Annotated in this window: 16 protein-coding genes; 9 read left to right on the forward strand and 7 right to left on the reverse strand. The window is 43.5% G+C overall.

Annotation, left to right across the window (positions count from 1 at the left end):
• Positions 1-281: 281 nt before the first annotated feature.
• The 4 genes from hemC to QUA38_RS02230 all read right to left on the reverse strand — a co-directional run bounded on the left by hemC (position 282) and on the right by QUA38_RS02230 (position 3,526).
• Positions 282-1,253 carry a hydroxymethylbilane synthase gene (gene hemC, locus QUA38_RS02215; protein ID WP_333158805.1) on the reverse strand — a complete coding sequence of 324 codons (972 nt, stop codon included), beginning with the start codon at positions 1,251-1,253 and terminating at the stop codon, positions 282-284.
• 48 nt (positions 1,254-1,301) lie between these two features.
• On the reverse strand, positions 1,302-1,526 hold the full coding sequence (locus QUA38_RS02220) for a hypothetical protein (RefSeq protein WP_333158808.1): 225 nt from the start codon (positions 1,524-1,526) through the stop codon (positions 1,302-1,304).
• Positions 1,527-1,814: 288 nt separating this feature from the next.
• The gene (locus QUA38_RS02225; RefSeq protein WP_333158810.1) at positions 1,815-2,819 is read right to left on the reverse strand and encodes a hypothetical protein; all 1,005 of its coding nucleotides are present in this window, start codon (positions 2,817-2,819) and stop codon (positions 1,815-1,817) included.
• A 146-nt stretch (positions 2,820-2,965) separates the two neighbouring features.
• The gene (locus QUA38_RS02230) at positions 2,966-3,526 is read right to left on the reverse strand and encodes a hypothetical protein (protein ID WP_333158812.1); all 561 of its coding nucleotides are present in this window, start codon (positions 3,524-3,526) and stop codon (positions 2,966-2,968) included.
• Positions 3,527-3,716: 190 nt separating this feature from the next.
• Here QUA38_RS02230 and QUA38_RS02235 point away from each other — a divergent pair, with 190 nt between their 5' ends.
• The 3 genes from QUA38_RS02235 to QUA38_RS02245 all read left to right on the forward strand — a co-directional run bounded on the left by QUA38_RS02235 (position 3,717) and on the right by QUA38_RS02245 (position 6,436).
• Positions 3,717-4,802 (forward strand): T4 RnlA family RNA ligase, encoded by a 1,086-nt coding sequence (locus tag QUA38_RS02235; RefSeq protein WP_333158814.1) that lies wholly within the window; start codon positions 3,717-3,719, stop codon positions 4,800-4,802.
• A 119-nt stretch (positions 4,803-4,921) separates the two neighbouring features.
• A complete protein-coding gene (locus tag QUA38_RS02240; RefSeq protein ID WP_333158816.1) occupies positions 4,922-5,770 on the forward strand; it encodes a phosphatase domain-containing protein in 849 nt (282 codons plus the stop codon).
• Between the two features lie 75 nt (positions 5,771-5,845).
• Positions 5,846-6,436: a Uma2 family endonuclease gene (locus QUA38_RS02245; RefSeq protein ID WP_333098243.1), complete on the forward strand. Its 591-nt coding sequence runs from the start codon at positions 5,846-5,848 to the stop codon at positions 6,434-6,436.
• 153 nt (positions 6,437-6,589) lie between these two features.
• On the opposite strand, the gene QUA38_RS02250 is transcribed toward QUA38_RS02245, so the two are convergent.
• Complete coding sequence (locus tag QUA38_RS02250; protein ID WP_333158819.1) at positions 6,590-8,125, reverse strand: mercuric reductase; 1,536 nt, start codon at positions 8,123-8,125, stop codon at positions 6,590-6,592.
• Between the two features lie 16 nt (positions 8,126-8,141).
• Positions 8,142-8,873 (reverse strand): TVP38/TMEM64 family protein, encoded by a 732-nt coding sequence (locus QUA38_RS02255; protein ID WP_333158820.1) that lies wholly within the window; start codon positions 8,871-8,873, stop codon positions 8,142-8,144.
• Between the two features lie 78 nt (positions 8,874-8,951).
• Here QUA38_RS02255 and QUA38_RS02260 point away from each other — a divergent pair, with 78 nt between their 5' ends.
• The 3 genes from QUA38_RS02260 (at position 8,952) to QUA38_RS02270 (ending at position 10,870) form a co-directional block, all read left to right on the forward strand.
• Entirely contained in the window at positions 8,952-9,980 is a 1,029-nt protein-coding gene (locus tag QUA38_RS02260) for an isochorismatase (protein ID WP_333158822.1), read from the forward strand.
• A gap of 170 nt (positions 9,981-10,150) precedes the next feature.
• Positions 10,151-10,639: a hypothetical protein gene (locus QUA38_RS02265; RefSeq protein WP_333158824.1), complete on the forward strand. Its 489-nt coding sequence runs from the start codon at positions 10,151-10,153 to the stop codon at positions 10,637-10,639.
• 45 nt (positions 10,640-10,684) lie between these two features.
• Positions 10,685-10,870, forward strand: coding sequence for a hypothetical protein (locus tag QUA38_RS02270; protein ID WP_333158826.1), 186 nt, complete (start codon positions 10,685-10,687; stop codon positions 10,868-10,870).
• 3 nt (positions 10,871-10,873) lie between these two features.
• On the opposite strand, the gene QUA38_RS02275 is transcribed toward QUA38_RS02270, so the two are convergent.
• The gene (locus QUA38_RS02275; protein WP_333158827.1) at positions 10,874-11,896 is read right to left on the reverse strand and encodes a cysteine peptidase family C39 domain-containing protein; all 1,023 of its coding nucleotides are present in this window, start codon (positions 11,894-11,896) and stop codon (positions 10,874-10,876) included.
• Positions 11,897-12,312: 416 nt separating this feature from the next.
• Here QUA38_RS02275 and QUA38_RS02280 point away from each other — a divergent pair, with 416 nt between their 5' ends.
• From QUA38_RS02280 to QUA38_RS02290, 3 genes are all read left to right on the forward strand, one after another.
• Positions 12,313-13,767, forward strand: a complete 1,455-nt coding sequence (locus QUA38_RS02280) for a methyl-accepting chemotaxis protein (protein WP_333158829.1) — start codon at positions 12,313-12,315, stop codon at positions 13,765-13,767.
• Between the two features lie 10 nt (positions 13,768-13,777).
• The gene (locus QUA38_RS02285) at positions 13,778-14,065 is read left to right on the forward strand and encodes a hypothetical protein (RefSeq protein WP_333158831.1); all 288 of its coding nucleotides are present in this window, start codon (positions 13,778-13,780) and stop codon (positions 14,063-14,065) included.
• A gap of 410 nt (positions 14,066-14,475) precedes the next feature.
• Positions 14,476-15,933, forward strand: a complete 1,458-nt coding sequence (locus QUA38_RS02290; protein WP_445305022.1) for a CHASE3 domain-containing protein — start codon at positions 14,476-14,478, stop codon at positions 15,931-15,933.
• Positions 15,934-15,936 lie beyond the last annotated feature (3 nt).

Raw genomic sequence — 15,936 nt, forward strand, 5'->3', positions numbered from 1 at the left:
ATTATAGGACTTACGAAAAAAAACCGGTTTTTACCATAAATCTTGGGCTATACAGCGAGACTTACATCATAAACCGGGTTGCTTAACACCCGTGCGGAGCGTCCTAAATTAGTCAGATATTTTTGAAATCTATCGCGCAAGTCTTACCTAAAATCCCATCAAAAATCTACAACCAGACTGCTACTCTACCTGTTTTGCCAAAGCAAACCGCCTGTTATTTTTATTTTATAAAAGGCGATATATCGCGTCTAAAAGCATTGACAAAGAGATGCGGATGGGTTTTAGGAACCACGTTGAACTTGGACAAATATTTCCTCCAAAATTGCACTAGCACCCTGTTGGCGCAGGCGGTGAGCGAGGTCAATTCCCAGCATTTCAGCAGTCTCGGCGGCACCGGAAACAGTATCTTTGACGAACCGCTTGCCGTCGAGACTCGATACCATTCCGGTTAAGGTTAATTGACCGTTTTCTATTTTGGTATTGACGCCGATCGGCACTTGACAGCCGCCTTCTAATTCCCGCAGAAATGCGCGTTCTGCATAACATCTTTGGGCGGTTTCCGAGTGTTCGAGAGCTTTAATCAGTGCCATGATTTCTGTGTCTCCGGCGCGGCATTCGATGCCCAAAGCACCTTGTCCGACGGCGTGAAGGGAGATTTCAGCAGGGATAATTTGGTGGATGCGATCGCCCATTCCCAATCTTTCGAGGCCGGCAACTGCTAAAATAATCGCGTCGTAACCGCCCTCATCTAATTTAGCGAGTCGAGTATTGAGATTACCGCGAATATCTTTAAATTCAAAATGAGGGAAATGGTGTCGCAGTTGAGCTAGCCGCCGCAGGGAAGAAGTGCCGATTACTGAACCTTCTGGCAGGGTGTCGAGTTGCTTGTCTTTATGCTTGGAGTGAACTACCAGGGCGTCAGCGGGATTTTCCCGTTCGGTGACGCATCCTAAAATTAAACCTTCCGGCAAATTGGTAGGCAAATCTTTGAGGGAATGAACGGCAAAGTCCGTTTCATTGTTAATCATCCCCGTTTCTAATTCTTTGGTGAAAAGTCCTTTATCGCCAATTTTAGCGAGGGCGACATCAAGAATTATGTCCCCTTGGGTGGACATGGTGTGGATTTCAAAAGTGTGTTCCGGGAAGTGTTTCTGTAGCTGTTCTTGCACCCAGTGGGTTTGCACGAGAGCGAGTTGGCTTTTGCGGGAACCGATGCGAACGGTTCGGGAAGGGGCAGATGTGGTTGGGGACATAAGATCGATCGGAGGATAGCTTGAAATCAGCCAATATATTCACCTGATCTAGCGTACCGCAGGTGGGGACTTTAATTGCTGGTTGGGATAATTCAGGCGATAAAATAGAAATACCAGATTTTGACCGCCTGTTTGAAAAAAGGATGCAACGGTAGGCAAGCTCCAAACCTTTACATAATAAGCCATTGCCAATCTAAAATCAAAAATCGTATGACCGCCAGTAGCAGTTATTCTTGATGATGTTTCCCATCCAGCATTGGGCGTTGCTGGCATGGGGGCGATCGACATTCCGAAGCAAAGGCGGCAGGCGATGTAAGATTTACCTAAGGTCGAGCCGGATGAACCTAGTTGGCACGAGCAGTTAGCTCAACAGCAGCGAGAAAGAATTAGCTCAAAGGTTGCGGGATTTGGGGAGAGAAATGTAGTGGCGAGGGAAAAAGGGCGATCGTATTTATTTGTAGCAGCTTCGTTGACCAAAGAGCGATTCCCTACCCTTCGGGAATCCGTTCGGGGAAAGGGATAGCTTCGCTCGCGCGTAGCTTTTCCATTTCCCACCCAAATTTAACGTTGCCCTGCTTGAAGAGCAGAATTTGCTATCCCAACAACTTCTGACTGCCTTCCATTTTTGAGACTTACTCGGTAAAGTACACCCAGCCTTTGCCACTCCACATAAGAAATGCAGTAATTACCACAAGTCTGGAAATAAATTCCCCTCATTCCGCCTGCTAATTCAATGCTTCTATAAGTATCCCTCGGCAATTGCGATGGAGGCGAAAACGGTTCATTTTTTTTAGCTGTGATTGTGCCAAAAGCACAAGCTCCGCCGCGGCAGTCTTTGCCTAAATACATTTCAACAATGTAACCGTGGGAGCCAGCTTGCACGTCAAAATCAAGTTGCTGAGTGTCAGATAAAGGAAGTAGGCTCGGTAGAAAAACAGGTACTCGAGTTTTGCCTTTGATTTGCTGAGAAATGTTACTTACTGGAAAACGAGTATTAGCTTGATTTGTACCTGAATTGTTGGGAATTGGGGGGAATTTTTGGACAAAGTTTCTCCATTGTACAACTCTAGTTTTCTCAACGTTCAGAGTAGGAATAGAATATTTTTTTACAGCAACAGATGGCTGGCCGCCTGGAAGGTCGAAATTGCGGCGAATTACTGTAATTTCTGGTTTCCCTAACCCGTAAGTTGTGGCTGTGGTACGGGCGAGATTGCAGCTAATTTTGAAGTTTCCCATGTCAATGTTGCCATTTGCGGCTCCGTAAGACCAATTGTAACCGGCCCAAGTGCGATCGCGATCGCACAAAAAACGCGAAATCTCAAACATCTTGGCAATATGAACATCGTACAACCGCAACTTGGAGCTGCCGGCAGATTGTGTAGTATTGCGATCGGGTACAATAAATTGTATCGGTTGCCAGCTATCTTCACTGGAATAATTAAACCAGCGGATTTCTGTAATCGGGAGTTCAGTCCTTGCTAACGCTGAGTTTGGTGTCAAAGGTGCGATAGTAAAAGCAGTCACCACACAAGCAAAAATCGCCGCAAATAGCCATCTTCCCCTCATTCTGATTTCTCCCTAAGTAGATCAGCGCAAAAAAACAATAGCATCTTGTAAGGGGCGAGTGCGAGTTAAGATATATCATACAATAAGGGTAAGGTGCGCCCTTACGCACCCTACATATAGAAGTTGCGCCTCCCCGACTGCTAAACTTAACGCTTCCCAGCTTGAATAGCAGAATTTCCTATTAAAATTACATCAGATTCTCGTCCGTTCTTAATGGCGACGGTATACATAAAACCCTGAGTTTTCCACTGAAGAGTTGCTGTGCAGTAAGCCCCGCAACCGTTATGATAAACTCCTTTCACTCCGCCCGCAAGTTTGACATTTTTTAACGTCTTAGTTACCCCTTCTAGTTTTGTAGTAAACTCCCCGCCTTTTTGACCTAGAATTGACCCAAAAGAGCAAACTGTCGTACCGCCGCAATCTGGTTTATAATCGATTGAAATAGTATAGCTATTTGCTTGTGCTGTAGTTGGATAGTACATTTTTCCCGAAAGCGGAATCCTGCTGGGAATAAAAATAGGCACTTGCGTTTTGCCTTTTAACTTTTGCAAAATTTGATTTACCGAAACCGCAGTGTCTCCTTGAGCAATTTGTGTTGTTCCCGATTGTCGCTGCGACAATGGCGAAGAGCCAAAAACAACTGAGAGAGGTACTAAAGCAGTCAATACACCAGCAGAAGTAGCCAAAAGTAATAATTTCTTCTTCACGGTCTTTTCCCTTAAAATTCAAAGAGTTTAGTTGGGTGGCAAACCACATTCACCTATGTACAACCATAATTGAAAATACAAAATTAACACTCGCTTTTCCGGGAGAAATGTTTTTTGACTATCTTGACAAGGTTGCCAGAATATGGAGTCATCTATAATATAGAGAAGGCGAGCAATTTAGGAGTCGATCGTGGAACTGCAAGAGTATTTGCGCCAGCACGGATTGGAAAGTTTGTCCGAAACTTATCAGATCAAAGTTACCCGCCACCGCCAATATCCCGATTTAGTCTGTCTGAAATACTCGCAGATAGAATCTCCCCTAGGCGACAAAATAGTCCAGCAGTGCCGAGGCATTATTTTAGATTCATCTCAAGATTGGCAGATAGTTTCTTATCCCTACGACAAATTTTTTAATTACGGAGAAATTCACGCCGCTGCAATTGATTGGAGAAATGCCAAAGTTTATGAAAAACTAGACGGTTCTCTGACTGTACTGTATTTTTACAACGGAGAATGGAGGGTACAATCTAGCGGCACTCCCGATGCCGCCGGCGAAGTTAATGGTTTTGGGTTCAGCTTTGCGGAACTTTTTTGGAAAGTCTGGCAAGAATTGGGATATCAATTGCCACAAGAAACCGACCAGTGTTTTATATTTGAGCTGATGACGCCTTACAATAGAATAGTTGTCCAGCAACAAAACAATCAAATCGTGCTACACGGGGTTCGCAACACTCAAACGCTGCTAGAAACAAACCCAAGTATTTGGGCAAATAAATACGGCTGGGAATTGGTAGCATCCTATCCTTTAACTAGCTGGAAAGAAGTTATTGAAGCGGCTCAACGTTTAGATCCTATGGATTCGGAAGGGTATATTATATGCGACGCTAACTTCAACAGAGTTAAAGTTAAGTCTCCGCAATATGTCGCGATTTCCCATCTCCGCGAAGGGTTTTCGACTCGCCGCCTGATAGAAATTGTTTTAACTAATGAAGGAGAAGAGTTTTTAGCTTATTTTCCTGAGTGGAGTGAGTTGTATCAAAAAGTTAAGGACAAATATCAATCTTTGGTTGAAGAAATCGAGGAAGCTTACCGACAGCACGAACATATCGAATTCCAGAAAGATTTTGCATTAGCTGTGAAACATTTGCCGTATTCCGGGATTTTGTTTTCTTTGCGAGCCCGAAGAGTTGCGGGAGTGAAAGAAGCTCTTCGTGATGTTACGATCCATAAAATAGAGGAGCTATTGAGTTTAGATTACATCCATCTAGGATTGTGAGGTTCGCAGAAAATCGGCGGTTGAAACCGCTCCTACACAAACAAAGTCCGCCTACGCGGACTAAAGAATTAAGTTGCAAATTAGCAATTACCAATTATCCATTACCATTACCAATTGGCATGAAAAGAGTTCTTGTACTTGTTGGTTTACCTGCTTCGGGTAAATCTCAATTTGCTAGGGAGTTGCTGCTGTCGGAACCTGCAAAGTGGGTGCGTAGCAATAAAGATTTGCTCAGAGAAATGGCTCACGCTTCTCATTGGTCGCCGGCCAATGAAAAATTTATTGTGCAGTTGAGAGATACGATTATTTTGACGGCTTTGGAAAGTGGCAAGCACGTCATTGTTGATGATACTAATTTCGGGCCTCACATCGAGCATATCAAGGAGTTGGTTAAAGGTAAAGCTGTTGTGGAAGTTAATGATTCTTTTCTCCAAGTTCCCGTTGAGGAATGTATTAAACGGGATTTGAAAAGGCTTAATTCAGTGGGCAAAGATGTGATTATGAAGATGTACAATAAGTACGTGCGTGTTCCTGTTGCGCCGCCGGAATATAACCCGGATTTGCCGGATGCAATTATTGTCGATATGGACGGTACCCTGGCACTTCTCAACGGCAGAAATCCTTTTGATGCTTCGAGGTGCGATCGCGATTTGCCCAATCAGCCCGTCTTAGATACCGTTCGCAAGTGGCAGTCCAGCGTTAATATTATTGTAGTGTCGGGCCGCACAGATGACTGTCAGCCTCAAACTAAAAAATGGTTGCAGCAGTACGAGGTTAATTATGCCAGTCTTTATATGCGGAAAACCGGAGATATGAGGAAGGATTCGATTATTAAAGAGGAGTTCTATCGGCGACATATTGAAGGAAAATATAATGTTAAGTTTGTGTTGGACGATCGCCAACAAGTTGTTGATATGTGGAGAGGCTTGGGATTGACGGTATTCCAAGTAGATGAAGGCGATTTTTAAGGCAGGGTTTGTTTGCGCGGGCGCTCTCCCAACTCCTAATGCTACAATCAAAGTAACATTGACAAAAATTTTGTTATGATATCCATTCCCCAACCAGCCCAAAAAATGACCGTTGAGGAATATCTCGAATGGGAAGCTCAACAAGAGATTCGCCACGAATATGTCAACGGCGAAGTTTTTGCCATGACGGGCAGTACAATTCCTCATAACGATCTTGCACTTAACTTTTACACTGCATTACGCCCGCATCTGCGTTCCATAGGCTGTCGGATGAACGTGTCAGATGTGAAATTGCAAGTTAACTTTCAAAGCCGTTACTACTACCCTGATGTGATAGTCAGTTGCGATCCAGAAGACATTAATTCGCGCAATTTCATTCAGAATCCTAAAATCATTGTGGAAGTTCTTTCTCCCAGTACAAGTGCTAAAGATCGGGATGAAAAATTCACTTGTTACCTAAAAATTCCGACTTTGCAAGAGTATATCTTGATTGATTCACAAAAGATTTTTGTTGAGCGTTACTGTCGGGGAGAGGGGAGAACGTGGCTGTACTATTCTTACACTGCTGGGGAGATTATCACTTTATCAACTATTGGGTTTGATTTGCCGATCGCACTTTTGTATGAAGGTGTTGGATTTGAAACAAAAACAGAAACAGAAGCATAAAAACACCCTTCATTTTGCACCTCTTTCCTGAACACGCTTTCTGGCCTGTTCCACAGAGAGTGAATTTTCTTGTGGAGAGTAGGGGTTGGGCTTCGACGCCGCCCATAAAAGCCGATAATGAACAGGCAAGATGCCTGTTCCACAATTATTTATCTATCGCGTCCAAGCCAGCCAGCGGTTAAACAAATTTTTCACAAACGGCGTCAAACGAGTGCGATTGTAAGCATCTCCCGCTTTCCGAATTGCATCAGCTTGTGTCGGATACGGGTGAATTGTGCTAGCAATTTTTCCTAAACCAATATTGTTAACCATTGCCAAAGTAATCTCGCCGATCATATCCCCAGCGTGTCGCGCTACAATAGTTGCACCTAATATTTTATCGCTGCCTTTCTTGACGTGAATTTTCACAAATCCTTCCTCTTCGCCGTCAATAATTGCCCGATCGACTTGACTGAAAGGAATTAAAAATGTATCGATATCAATGCCTTTTTCCTTAGCCTCGTGTTCCCCAATTCCGACGCGCGCAATTTCCGGGTTTGTGTAAGTACACCAAGGTATCGTCAAAGCGCTGAGCTTTTTGCGCCCGAAAAATAGAGTGTTTTGAATTACCATTCTCGCAGCAAAATCAGCAGCGTGAGTAAATTTATGTTTCATGCAAATATCGCCTGCGGCATAAATTCGGGGATTTGTAGTTTGCAAATTGTCGTTGACAAATACGCCTGTTCGTGTATCGTATTCAACGCCGATCGCCTCCAGATTCAATCCTTCCACGTTAGGCGATCGCCCTGTACTCACAATAATTTCATCTACTGTTACCGATGCTTCCTTATCTTGATATTTATAATAAATTACTTTGCCTGCATTTGTTTTTTCAACGCGCTCTATTGTGGATTCAAGTATTAGCTGAATTTTTTCCTTTACAAAAGCCTGTTGTAGAATCGTAGCAGCATCCGCATCTTCCTTGTCTAAAATCTGAGCATTTTTGTGCAGCAATACGACTTCCGAACCCAGCCGCCGAAAGGCTTGAGCTAATTCGCAGCCGATCGGTCCTGCACCAATTACGACCAAACGTTGAGGTCTTTCTGTCAGGTTGAAAACAGTTTCATTTGTCAGATATCCAGCTTCTTGTAAGCCGGGAATTTGTGGTTGTCGCGCCCTTGCACCTGTGGCAATTACTGCTTTTTTAAAGCGGAGAGTTTGACCTGCAACTTCTACTGTATTGTTGCTAGTAAAACGACCAGAACCCAGAAAAACATCGACTCCTAATTTCTCCTGATATCGTTGAACAGAATCAACATCGCTGATGCCCGCCCTGATGCGGCGCAGCCGTTCCATCACAGCGGCAAAATCCACTTCTACACTGTCAGAAATATTAACACCGAATTTACTTGCTTCCCAGATATCGCCAACAGTGCGGGACGATCGAATTAAAGCTTTTGACGGCACGCAACCGACATTCAAACAGTCGCCGCCCATCAAATGTTTTTCAATCAAAGCAACTTTCGCGCCCAAACCTGCCGCACCGGCAGCAACAATTAATCCAGCGGGACCCGCGCCAATTACTACTAAATTATAAGAACTAGCCGGCTGCGGATTTACCCAATCGGACGGATGCAAATAGGAGACTAATTTCTGGTTGTGTTCGTCCATCGGGGGGACCGTTACGCGATCGACTTTTGACTGGGGCATTCGCAAATCCTCCTAATTAAATACTTTCTTCCAAAGCTTTGCTGGCTATCCTAGTGAGAAAAACAGTTACAGCCACAGTAGCAAGAAAACCGAGGATATTGAGCGACCATTTTGCTGCTTCTGTTTGGGGATTTGTTGACTGACATATCGCACCGATCGCCGCAATATTTCCCACCAAAGAACCGGAGTAAACGTACATAATTGTACCAGGTATCATGCCAAAGGAACCCAGCACGTAATCTTTCAAAGAAACTTGAGTGATTCCCAGAGCGTAATTCAATAAATTGAAAGGAAATAAAGGACAAAGACGAGTCAAAAAAACTATTTTTAACCCTTCTTGAGAAACTGCGCGATCGAGAGCTTTAAACTTGGGGTGAGATTCCATATATTTTACCACGCGATCGCGGCACAAATAGCGCCCGATCGCAAAAGCAAACACAGCGCCTAAAATGGACGCCGCAAATACGTAAACTGAACCCCACCACAAACCAAAAATCGCCCCCCCTCCCAGCGTCAGTACCGAACCCGGTACAAACAGCACAGTAGCCAAGTTGTAAGTAGCTACAAAAGCCACTGGCCCCCACCAGCCTAAATCCTCAATCCACATTAACAGAGTTCTCAAAATATCTTGAACGTAGGCAGATCTAGTTGCTACAATTAAGAAAGCGAGCAAAAGGGCGATCGAAAAAAACAATACTATGTGTTTAAAATTTACCCTATAATAATCTTGGATTCGTTCTTTTGCCATGATTTACCCGCAAATATTTATCAGCATTATACTCCCAACTTAAATTATTACTGTAAACTCCCCTACAAGCGATACGTCATGACACCAAAAGCCCAACTTCCAATCCCCGAACATTTCGACCCCAAAAAAGTAGGCGAAGTCTGGCGAGTCCCCTACCAAGAACGTGCCGTCCAAGCGCAAGATTGGGCAAAGCAGCACAGCATCCAGCCAGCATCCAGCGATAAAAACCGCATTTGTTTGCTGATAATTGATGCCCAAAATACCTTTTGTTTGCCCGAATTTGAACTATTTGTTGGGGGGCGTTCCGGTAGCGGTGCAGTTGATGACAACCTGCGGCTGTCCGAATTTATATACCGCAATTTAAACGCAATTACAACCATTGCACCTACCATTGATACCCACACCGCCATGCAAATTTTTCATCCAATCTTTTGGATCAACGAAGCAGGCGAACACCCCTTACCCGCCGCCACATTAATTACTTTAGAAGATGTGCAGGAAGGCATTTGGAAAGTCAATCCAGCCGTCGCCGATAGCATCAGCGGGGGCAATTTGTTGACCCTGGAAAAACAGGTTTGCCACTACGTCAAAAAACTCAGCGACGATGGGAAATATCCCCTGACAATTTGGCCCTATCACTCGATGCTGGGTGGCATCGGACACGCCCTGGTTTCCGCGGTTGAAGAAGCAGTATTTTTTCATACAATAGCCCGCAACAGCCAAGCACTTTTTGAAATCAAAGGCGGGAATCCGCTAACAGAAAATTATTCGGTTTTGCGGCCAGAAGTTTTAGATGGATTCGACGGCAATCCGATTGCGGAAAAGAATGCTAAGTTTATGGATAAATTGCTCAATTTTAATGCAGTAATTATTGCCGGCCAAGCCAAAAGTCACTGCGTTGCTTGGACAATTGATGATTTGTTAACGGAAATTTTGGTGCGAGATCCGAATTTGGCAAAGAAGGTTTATTTGCTGGAAGATTGCACTTCGCCTGTGGTTGTTCCGGGGGTTGTAGATTTTACGGAACAAGCAGATGCAGCTTATCAAAAATTTGCGGCTGCGGGAATGAATGTGGTTAAATCTACTCAGTTAATTTTGGGCAATTAAAGACGAGTGTTTTCGCTTGGGGTTTTCAGTGCAAAAAAAGTATACAGGATTAACCAGAGGCGGTAATTTTTGTTCGCGTGGCACTCGGCTGCGATCGCCTTTAACGGATTACTTATGATATCATATCCGAAAAATCACTTACTGTAGAAGTGTAATCAAGGAGTTTCCCGATGGCTGCAAGCGAAATTTATAGTGTGGTTCTTTTTCGAGATGCGAGTGTGCAAGCAATTTCAAAACTCTCGGTGGCGATCGCCACTACTATTCTGAGCACAGTTGTAACTGCAACCCAAGCCTACGCAGTTCCCATAACCTACGATTTCACCATCACTGTTACCAAAGGCGGGTTAGCAGGCAATTCATTCGACGGTTCTTTCAGCTACGACGATGCCAAATTGAAGGGAATGGGAGTGGAAGAATTGGGAATTACTGAGGGATTAACGACCTGCCTAAATTACCTGGGACGCACTTATCGCGAAACCGATGATACCAGTTATCCTACCTTTCCCACACTCAGATTTGAGGATGGCAAGATCGTGCAACTAGACTTCTGGATTCAGCCGAATAAGCGAGTTAATTGGTGGAATTTACCTGGATGGGAAGTCAAGCTGTCTGAGCCTAAAAGGGGCGATTCAACTGTTCCCAATTGTCAAAAACGGTGAGGTTAGCCCAAGTGCGATCGACCTTAAAAATATAGGAGGAATTAGATGCAGCTCCCTACGCTTACGGTAATTTCATGCAGCCACGCTACCAAGGTGCGATCGCCGATCATCTGCTGGGTTTATCAAATCTTTGCGATCGCTAAGAACGGATGGCTCAACTATTGTTTAAAAAAACTGCACAATTCCTCTTCCCTCTGCGTCAAGAGTGCGTCTGCAGTTGACGATTTTTAATAACTATTTCCCATCCAATCTGGGGACTTCTTGCAAAAAACTGCCGCTCAACATTAATTCAGTCATCCGGTCTAACTTGCCACTGACTTTTAATTTTTTATCTGTTTGAAAGCGCTCGATATCGGCTTTTAAATCGCCGCTATTATATCCTAATTTACTCAAATAATCCATAGCTTGTTTGTCACTTAACCAGATATCTGCAGAACGAAAAATCGGCACGTATTCCTCGCGCCAAATCTGGGCAAAAGTTGCCCTATCTAAATAGAAAATCCTGCCCCGCGCCGGGTCTCCAATTGCAGCAATACTGTCATTCATTCCCAGCAAAGCCACCGCGTGCGGTAGTTTCCGAGGACCGTCAAACAGCCAAACTGCTAGCACTCCGGGGCGATTAATTTGCTGAATTTGCTCCCAAGTGGGCGCCAGTTCGATCGCATTTACGCCCAAAGCTCTTGCTGCTATTATTAACTGAGGCATGGAAGTTCCCAAGCGACTAGTGCCGGCAAAACGCGCTACACTCGATTCCGTCGCCTCGATTCCCCAACGTCTCAACACTGTTGCTAGCGCCGCCGGCGCGCAACTGCTGTTAGATGTTTGTCGAAATACACCGTTGGGCAGCAAATTATCTATTAAATCAGCGTAAATGGGCGCCATAAAATAGTTTTCAGCGCCTGTAAATCCTCCGAATCCTAACAAGCAAATTAAAATTACTGCGATTACTTGCGATCGCGCGGTAAACCAACTTATACTAAAACCAATACCGCAGACTCCCATCAACATGACTCGTAGCAAAGTCCAAGTAACTCGCATCCCGTGAAAGCGCCACTCGATCGGCAAAGCTGGCATTTGAGGCAGATTTAGAGCCAGTAGCAGCAAGGCAATATAAAAACCCAAAAAAGCTAGGGCGATCGAATTTCTGCCCTTAAACAAATCGTTAGCCGTTACTCCAGATCGAACTAACACCCGCCCGAACCGCATTCCCCAGAGTAACATCACCGAACCCAGCACCAGCGTCACAAATATTTCCATAAGTTCAGAATTTGATCGCTTAACTAGGTTGTAACATTTATGCGATCGACTTACACCCCAATCAAGAGTTGGAGGGAGTCCGAGTGGGGGAGAGAATTTGACGATGTTTGGGCTTTGTTCCTCCATTACCCGCTACAATCGAATAAACAGGATTTATCCAAAATCGAAGCAGGCAAAACAATCCTCAAGCCTAAAAACTTTGACCTGCATCGATTTTGGATATTAAGTTTTGCCATATTTTTTTGATGAGTCTGAATAAATGGTTGAGAATCAGATAATTTAGCTACCTAACCTAAAAGGAGATATTGCCATGTTTGCCAATTTAAAGCTGAGAAACCTGATGTTACTCGGATATGCAGTTCCTATTGCTTTGAAGGCGATTAAGTGATTTTTTGTAACAATAAGGAAAATTTTCGATGATTAACTTCAAAGCGACCAAATTAAGACAGCGTATCCTGTGGGGATATTCCATACCGATTTTGCTTTCAGTTGGAGCAGCTACTTTGGTTTTTTTTAATGCTAAAGAGGTAGAAGAAAAAGGAAAATTGCTAAATAATTCTCATGCTGTTGTTATAGATTTGAAAGAGCAACAGCTAGGATTTGCAGGTATGCAAAAATCTGCTCGCGGGTATTTTTTGGCAAAAGATAGTGATTTTTTAACTGAATACAATAATGCGGTAAAGAGCTTTGACGAATTCTATCAGGATTTACTGAAGCGGGTTCAAAATCCACAGCAGCGCCAGCGGCTAGAGGAAATGAATGTCTTACAAGATAAGATAGACAAAGGCTATAACCAAGCCTTTTCTTTGGTTGACCAAGGTAAGCAAGACGATGGACTTAACTTATGGAAGAGCCAAATTGTACCAAAGCTTCGTCAGGTTGATGCTATCGCTAAGGAGTTTCAAAGAACCGAGGAAAGTAATTTATTCGCTCAAGAAAAGAAACAGATTCAAGCTTTGCAGTTCCTGAGTACAGTGGTGATTTTAAGCACGGCTTTAGCAGCGATTATGGCAATTGCGATCGCTCGGTGGATTGCTTCAGGAATTGCAGAGACACTGAATCAGTCCGTCAATATGATTGTTAGTTCTTCCACAAAAATTGCGGCCACAGTTGAACAGCAGGAACGCACAGCAGCACAGCAATCTAGCTCTGTAAATCAAACTACAATCACAATGGATGAGTTGGGCGCTGCTTCCCAACAATCAGCCCAGCAAGCCCAAGCTGGTGCGGAATCTGCACGCCAAGCTTTACAGATCACTGAAAAGGGAGCCCTAGCAGTGGAGCAAACCCTGGAATCGATGATAATTTTGAAAGAAAATGTCGGGGCAATTGCGGCACAAATTCTGCAATTGAGCCAACAAACCCATCAGATTGGCAATATCTCTACTGATGTCACAGATTTAGCCAATCAAACAAATATGCTGGCACTAAATGCCTCAGTAGAAGCAGTCCGGGCGGGCGAAAACGCCAAAGGTTTTACTGTCATAGCCACAGAAATCCGCAAACTAGCAGATAAAAGTAAGAAATCAGCCGAGAAAATTAACCGCCTAGTCGATGATATCAAGAGTGCGATTAATTCCACTGTAACGGTGACAAAGGAAGGTACTAAAACAGTAGAAGAAGGAACAAAAATTAGTCAAGAAACGGCAGCCGCTTTCTCGGAAGTAGCAAATGCCGTTAACAATGTGGTATTGAACAATCAACAAATTTCTCTAACTGCTCAACAACAAGCAGTTGCTATTAAACAAGTAGTGGAGGCGATGAACAGCCTCAACCTAGCAGCCAAAGAAACCGCTAGTGGTATTACTCAAACCAAAGTAGGGACTCAACAATTGAACGATGCAGCCCAAAATCTCAATTCAATTGTCTAAAGTGTGCTCAGTGTTTGGGGCCAGCAGGCTAGCAATTGATGGCATTGAGTCATCAATTAATCTGGCAGCCCTCCCAGCTTGTCAAACAGCCGGCATTGAAGTCAAAATGTTTGCAGGCGATGGCATCGCGAAAGCCAAGATGATCGAATTTCTGCCCTTAAATAAATGCTCTTCTGTAACGGACGATCGAACTAACACCCGCCCGAAACGCATTCCCCAGACTAACAGCACCGAACCCAGCACCAGCGTCACTACTATTTCTATAAGTTCAGAATATTGTAGCTTAACTAGGTTGTAACATTTATGCAATCGATTTGAACTCCAATCAATAGTGGGAGAGAAGAAGAGTGGGGGGAGAGAATTTGACGATGTTTGGGTTTCGTTCCTCAATTTCCCGCTACAATCGAATAAACAGGATTTATCCAAAATCGAAGCAGGCAAAACAACCCTTAGTTCTAAAGGCTTGACCTGCATAGCTTGCTCGAAATTAAGCTTTTCCAGATTTTGCTTGATCAGTCTGAGTCAATGTTTGAGTTAGTAAAGCAAGGAAAGCCAAAAGAAGCGCTAAATTTTTTCTAGACAAAAAAGGCATTAATTATGAATTAGTATTAGGGATTAAATAATTACTTGGGTAAAAAAGAGCAGGCATTTATTGATACTGCAACTTACCCACAAAAGTCAAAAACGAATCAAGGAGTAAAAAGTGAAATGTGGCAAAATATTATTCGGCTTAGTAAAGTAGTTCCGTTGGGCTTCGGCTCCATTTTTTTGTTAATGCTTAGCATCGGATTTGCCACTAAATTGAGTATGGATAACTTAGCCGAAGCTATTGAGTGGCAAACGCACACTTATGTAGTCAAGACAAATTTGCAAGCCCTAGAAAAAGATTTACTGGATGCTGAAACAGGACAGCGGGGGTTTATATTCGCTGCTAAGGAGGAATTTTTACAACCTTATAAAAGTGGTCAATTAGCATTTTATAAAACAGTAAATGAGACAAAAGAGTTAATAAAAGATAACCCTGAGCAACTTAAAAATTTGAAGCAAGTTGAAAAGTTGGGTCAGCAAAAACTAGATGAATTAGCGGAAACTATATCCCTGAAAAGGGCTGGGAAAGAACCAGAGCTAAGAGCCTTGGTGATTTCAGGTAAAGGCAAGATATTTATGGATGAAATTAGGGATAAGCTGGCAGAAATGCTTAAGGTAGAAGATACTCTACTGGTTCAACGAACAAAATTAGCAAAACAGTCGGAGCAATTAGCGACAATTGTTTCTATAGGAGGTACGGCTATTGCTGTAGTATTGGGTTCATTTATTGTATTATTTATTTCAAATAAAATTATCCGACCAATCAATCAGGTAGCAAATACGATCGCCAGTTCTTCCACAGAAATTGCGGCCACAGTTGAACAACAGGAACGCACAGCAGCACAGCAATCTAGCTCTGTAAATCAAACTACAATCACAATGGATGAGTTGGGCGCTGCTTCCCAACAATCAGCCCAGCAAGCCCAAGCTGGTGCGGAATCTGCACGCCAAGCTTTACAGATCACTGAAAAGGGAGCCCTAGCAGTGGAGCAAACCCTGGAATCGATGATAATTTTGAAAGAAAATGTCGGGGCAATTGCGGCACAAATTCTGCAATTGAGCCAACAAACCCATCAGATTGGCAATATCTCTACTGATGTCACAGATTTAGCCAATCAAACAAATATGCTGGCACTAAATGCCTCAGTAGAAGCAGTCCGGGCGGGCGAAAACGCCAAAGGTTTTACTGTCATAGCCACAGAAATCCGCAAACTAGCAGATAAAAGTAAGAAATCAGCCGAGAAAATTAACCGCCTAGTCGATGATATCAAGAGTGCGATTAATTCCACTGTAACGGTGACAAAGGAAGGTACTAAAACAGTAGAAGAAGGAACAAAAATTAGTCAAGAAACGGCAGCCGCTTTCTCGGAAGTAGCAAATGCCGTTAACAATGTGGTATTGAACAATCAACAAATTTCTCTAACTGCTCAACAACAAGCAGTTGCTATTAAACAAGTAGTGGAGGCGATGAACAGCCTCAACCTAGCAGCCAAAGAAACCGCTAGTGGTATTACTCAAACCAAAGTAGGGACTCAACAATTGAACGATGCAGCCCAAAATCTCAATTCAATTGTCTAAAGT

This window comes from Microcoleus sp. Pol12B4 (assembly GCF_036701385.1).
In the GTDB taxonomy this organism is placed as follows: Bacteria; Cyanobacteriota; Cyanobacteriia; order Cyanobacteriales; family Microcoleaceae; genus Microcoleus.

Coding starts and splice junctions, on each gene's coding strand:
- hemC (WP_333158805.1), bottom strand. CDS start 1,253: ATGTCCCCAACCACATCTGCCCCTTCCCGAACCGTTCGCATCGGTTCC.
- QUA38_RS02220 (WP_333158808.1), bottom strand. CDS start 1,526: ATGCCAGCAACGCCCAATGCTGGATGGGAAACATCATCAAGAATAACT.
- QUA38_RS02225 (WP_333158810.1), bottom strand. CDS start 2,819: ATGAGGGGAAGATGGCTATTTGCGGCGATTTTTGCTTGTGTGGTGACT.
- QUA38_RS02240 (WP_333158816.1), top strand. CDS start 4,922: ATGAAAAGAGTTCTTGTACTTGTTGGTTTACCTGCTTCGGGTAAATCT.
- QUA38_RS02245 (WP_333098243.1), top strand. CDS start 5,846: ATGATATCCATTCCCCAACCAGCCCAAAAAATGACCGTTGAGGAATAT.
- QUA38_RS02250 (WP_333158819.1), bottom strand. CDS start 8,125: ATGCCCCAGTCAAAAGTCGATCGCGTAACGGTCCCCCCGATGGACGAA.
- QUA38_RS02255 (WP_333158820.1), bottom strand. CDS start 8,873: ATGGCAAAAGAACGAATCCAAGATTATTATAGGGTAAATTTTAAACAC.
- QUA38_RS02260 (WP_333158822.1), top strand. CDS start 8,952: ATGACACCAAAAGCCCAACTTCCAATCCCCGAACATTTCGACCCCAAA.
- QUA38_RS02265 (WP_333158824.1), top strand. CDS start 10,151: ATGGCTGCAAGCGAAATTTATAGTGTGGTTCTTTTTCGAGATGCGAGT.
- QUA38_RS02270 (WP_333158826.1), top strand. CDS start 10,685: ATGCAGCTCCCTACGCTTACGGTAATTTCATGCAGCCACGCTACCAAG.
- QUA38_RS02275 (WP_333158827.1), bottom strand. CDS start 11,896: ATGGAAATATTTGTGACGCTGGTGCTGGGTTCGGTGATGTTACTCTGG.
- QUA38_RS02280 (WP_333158829.1), top strand. CDS start 12,313: ATGATTAACTTCAAAGCGACCAAATTAAGACAGCGTATCCTGTGGGGA.
- QUA38_RS02290 (WP_445305022.1), top strand. CDS start 14,476: ATGTGGCAAAATATTATTCGGCTTAGTAAAGTAGTTCCGTTGGGCTTC.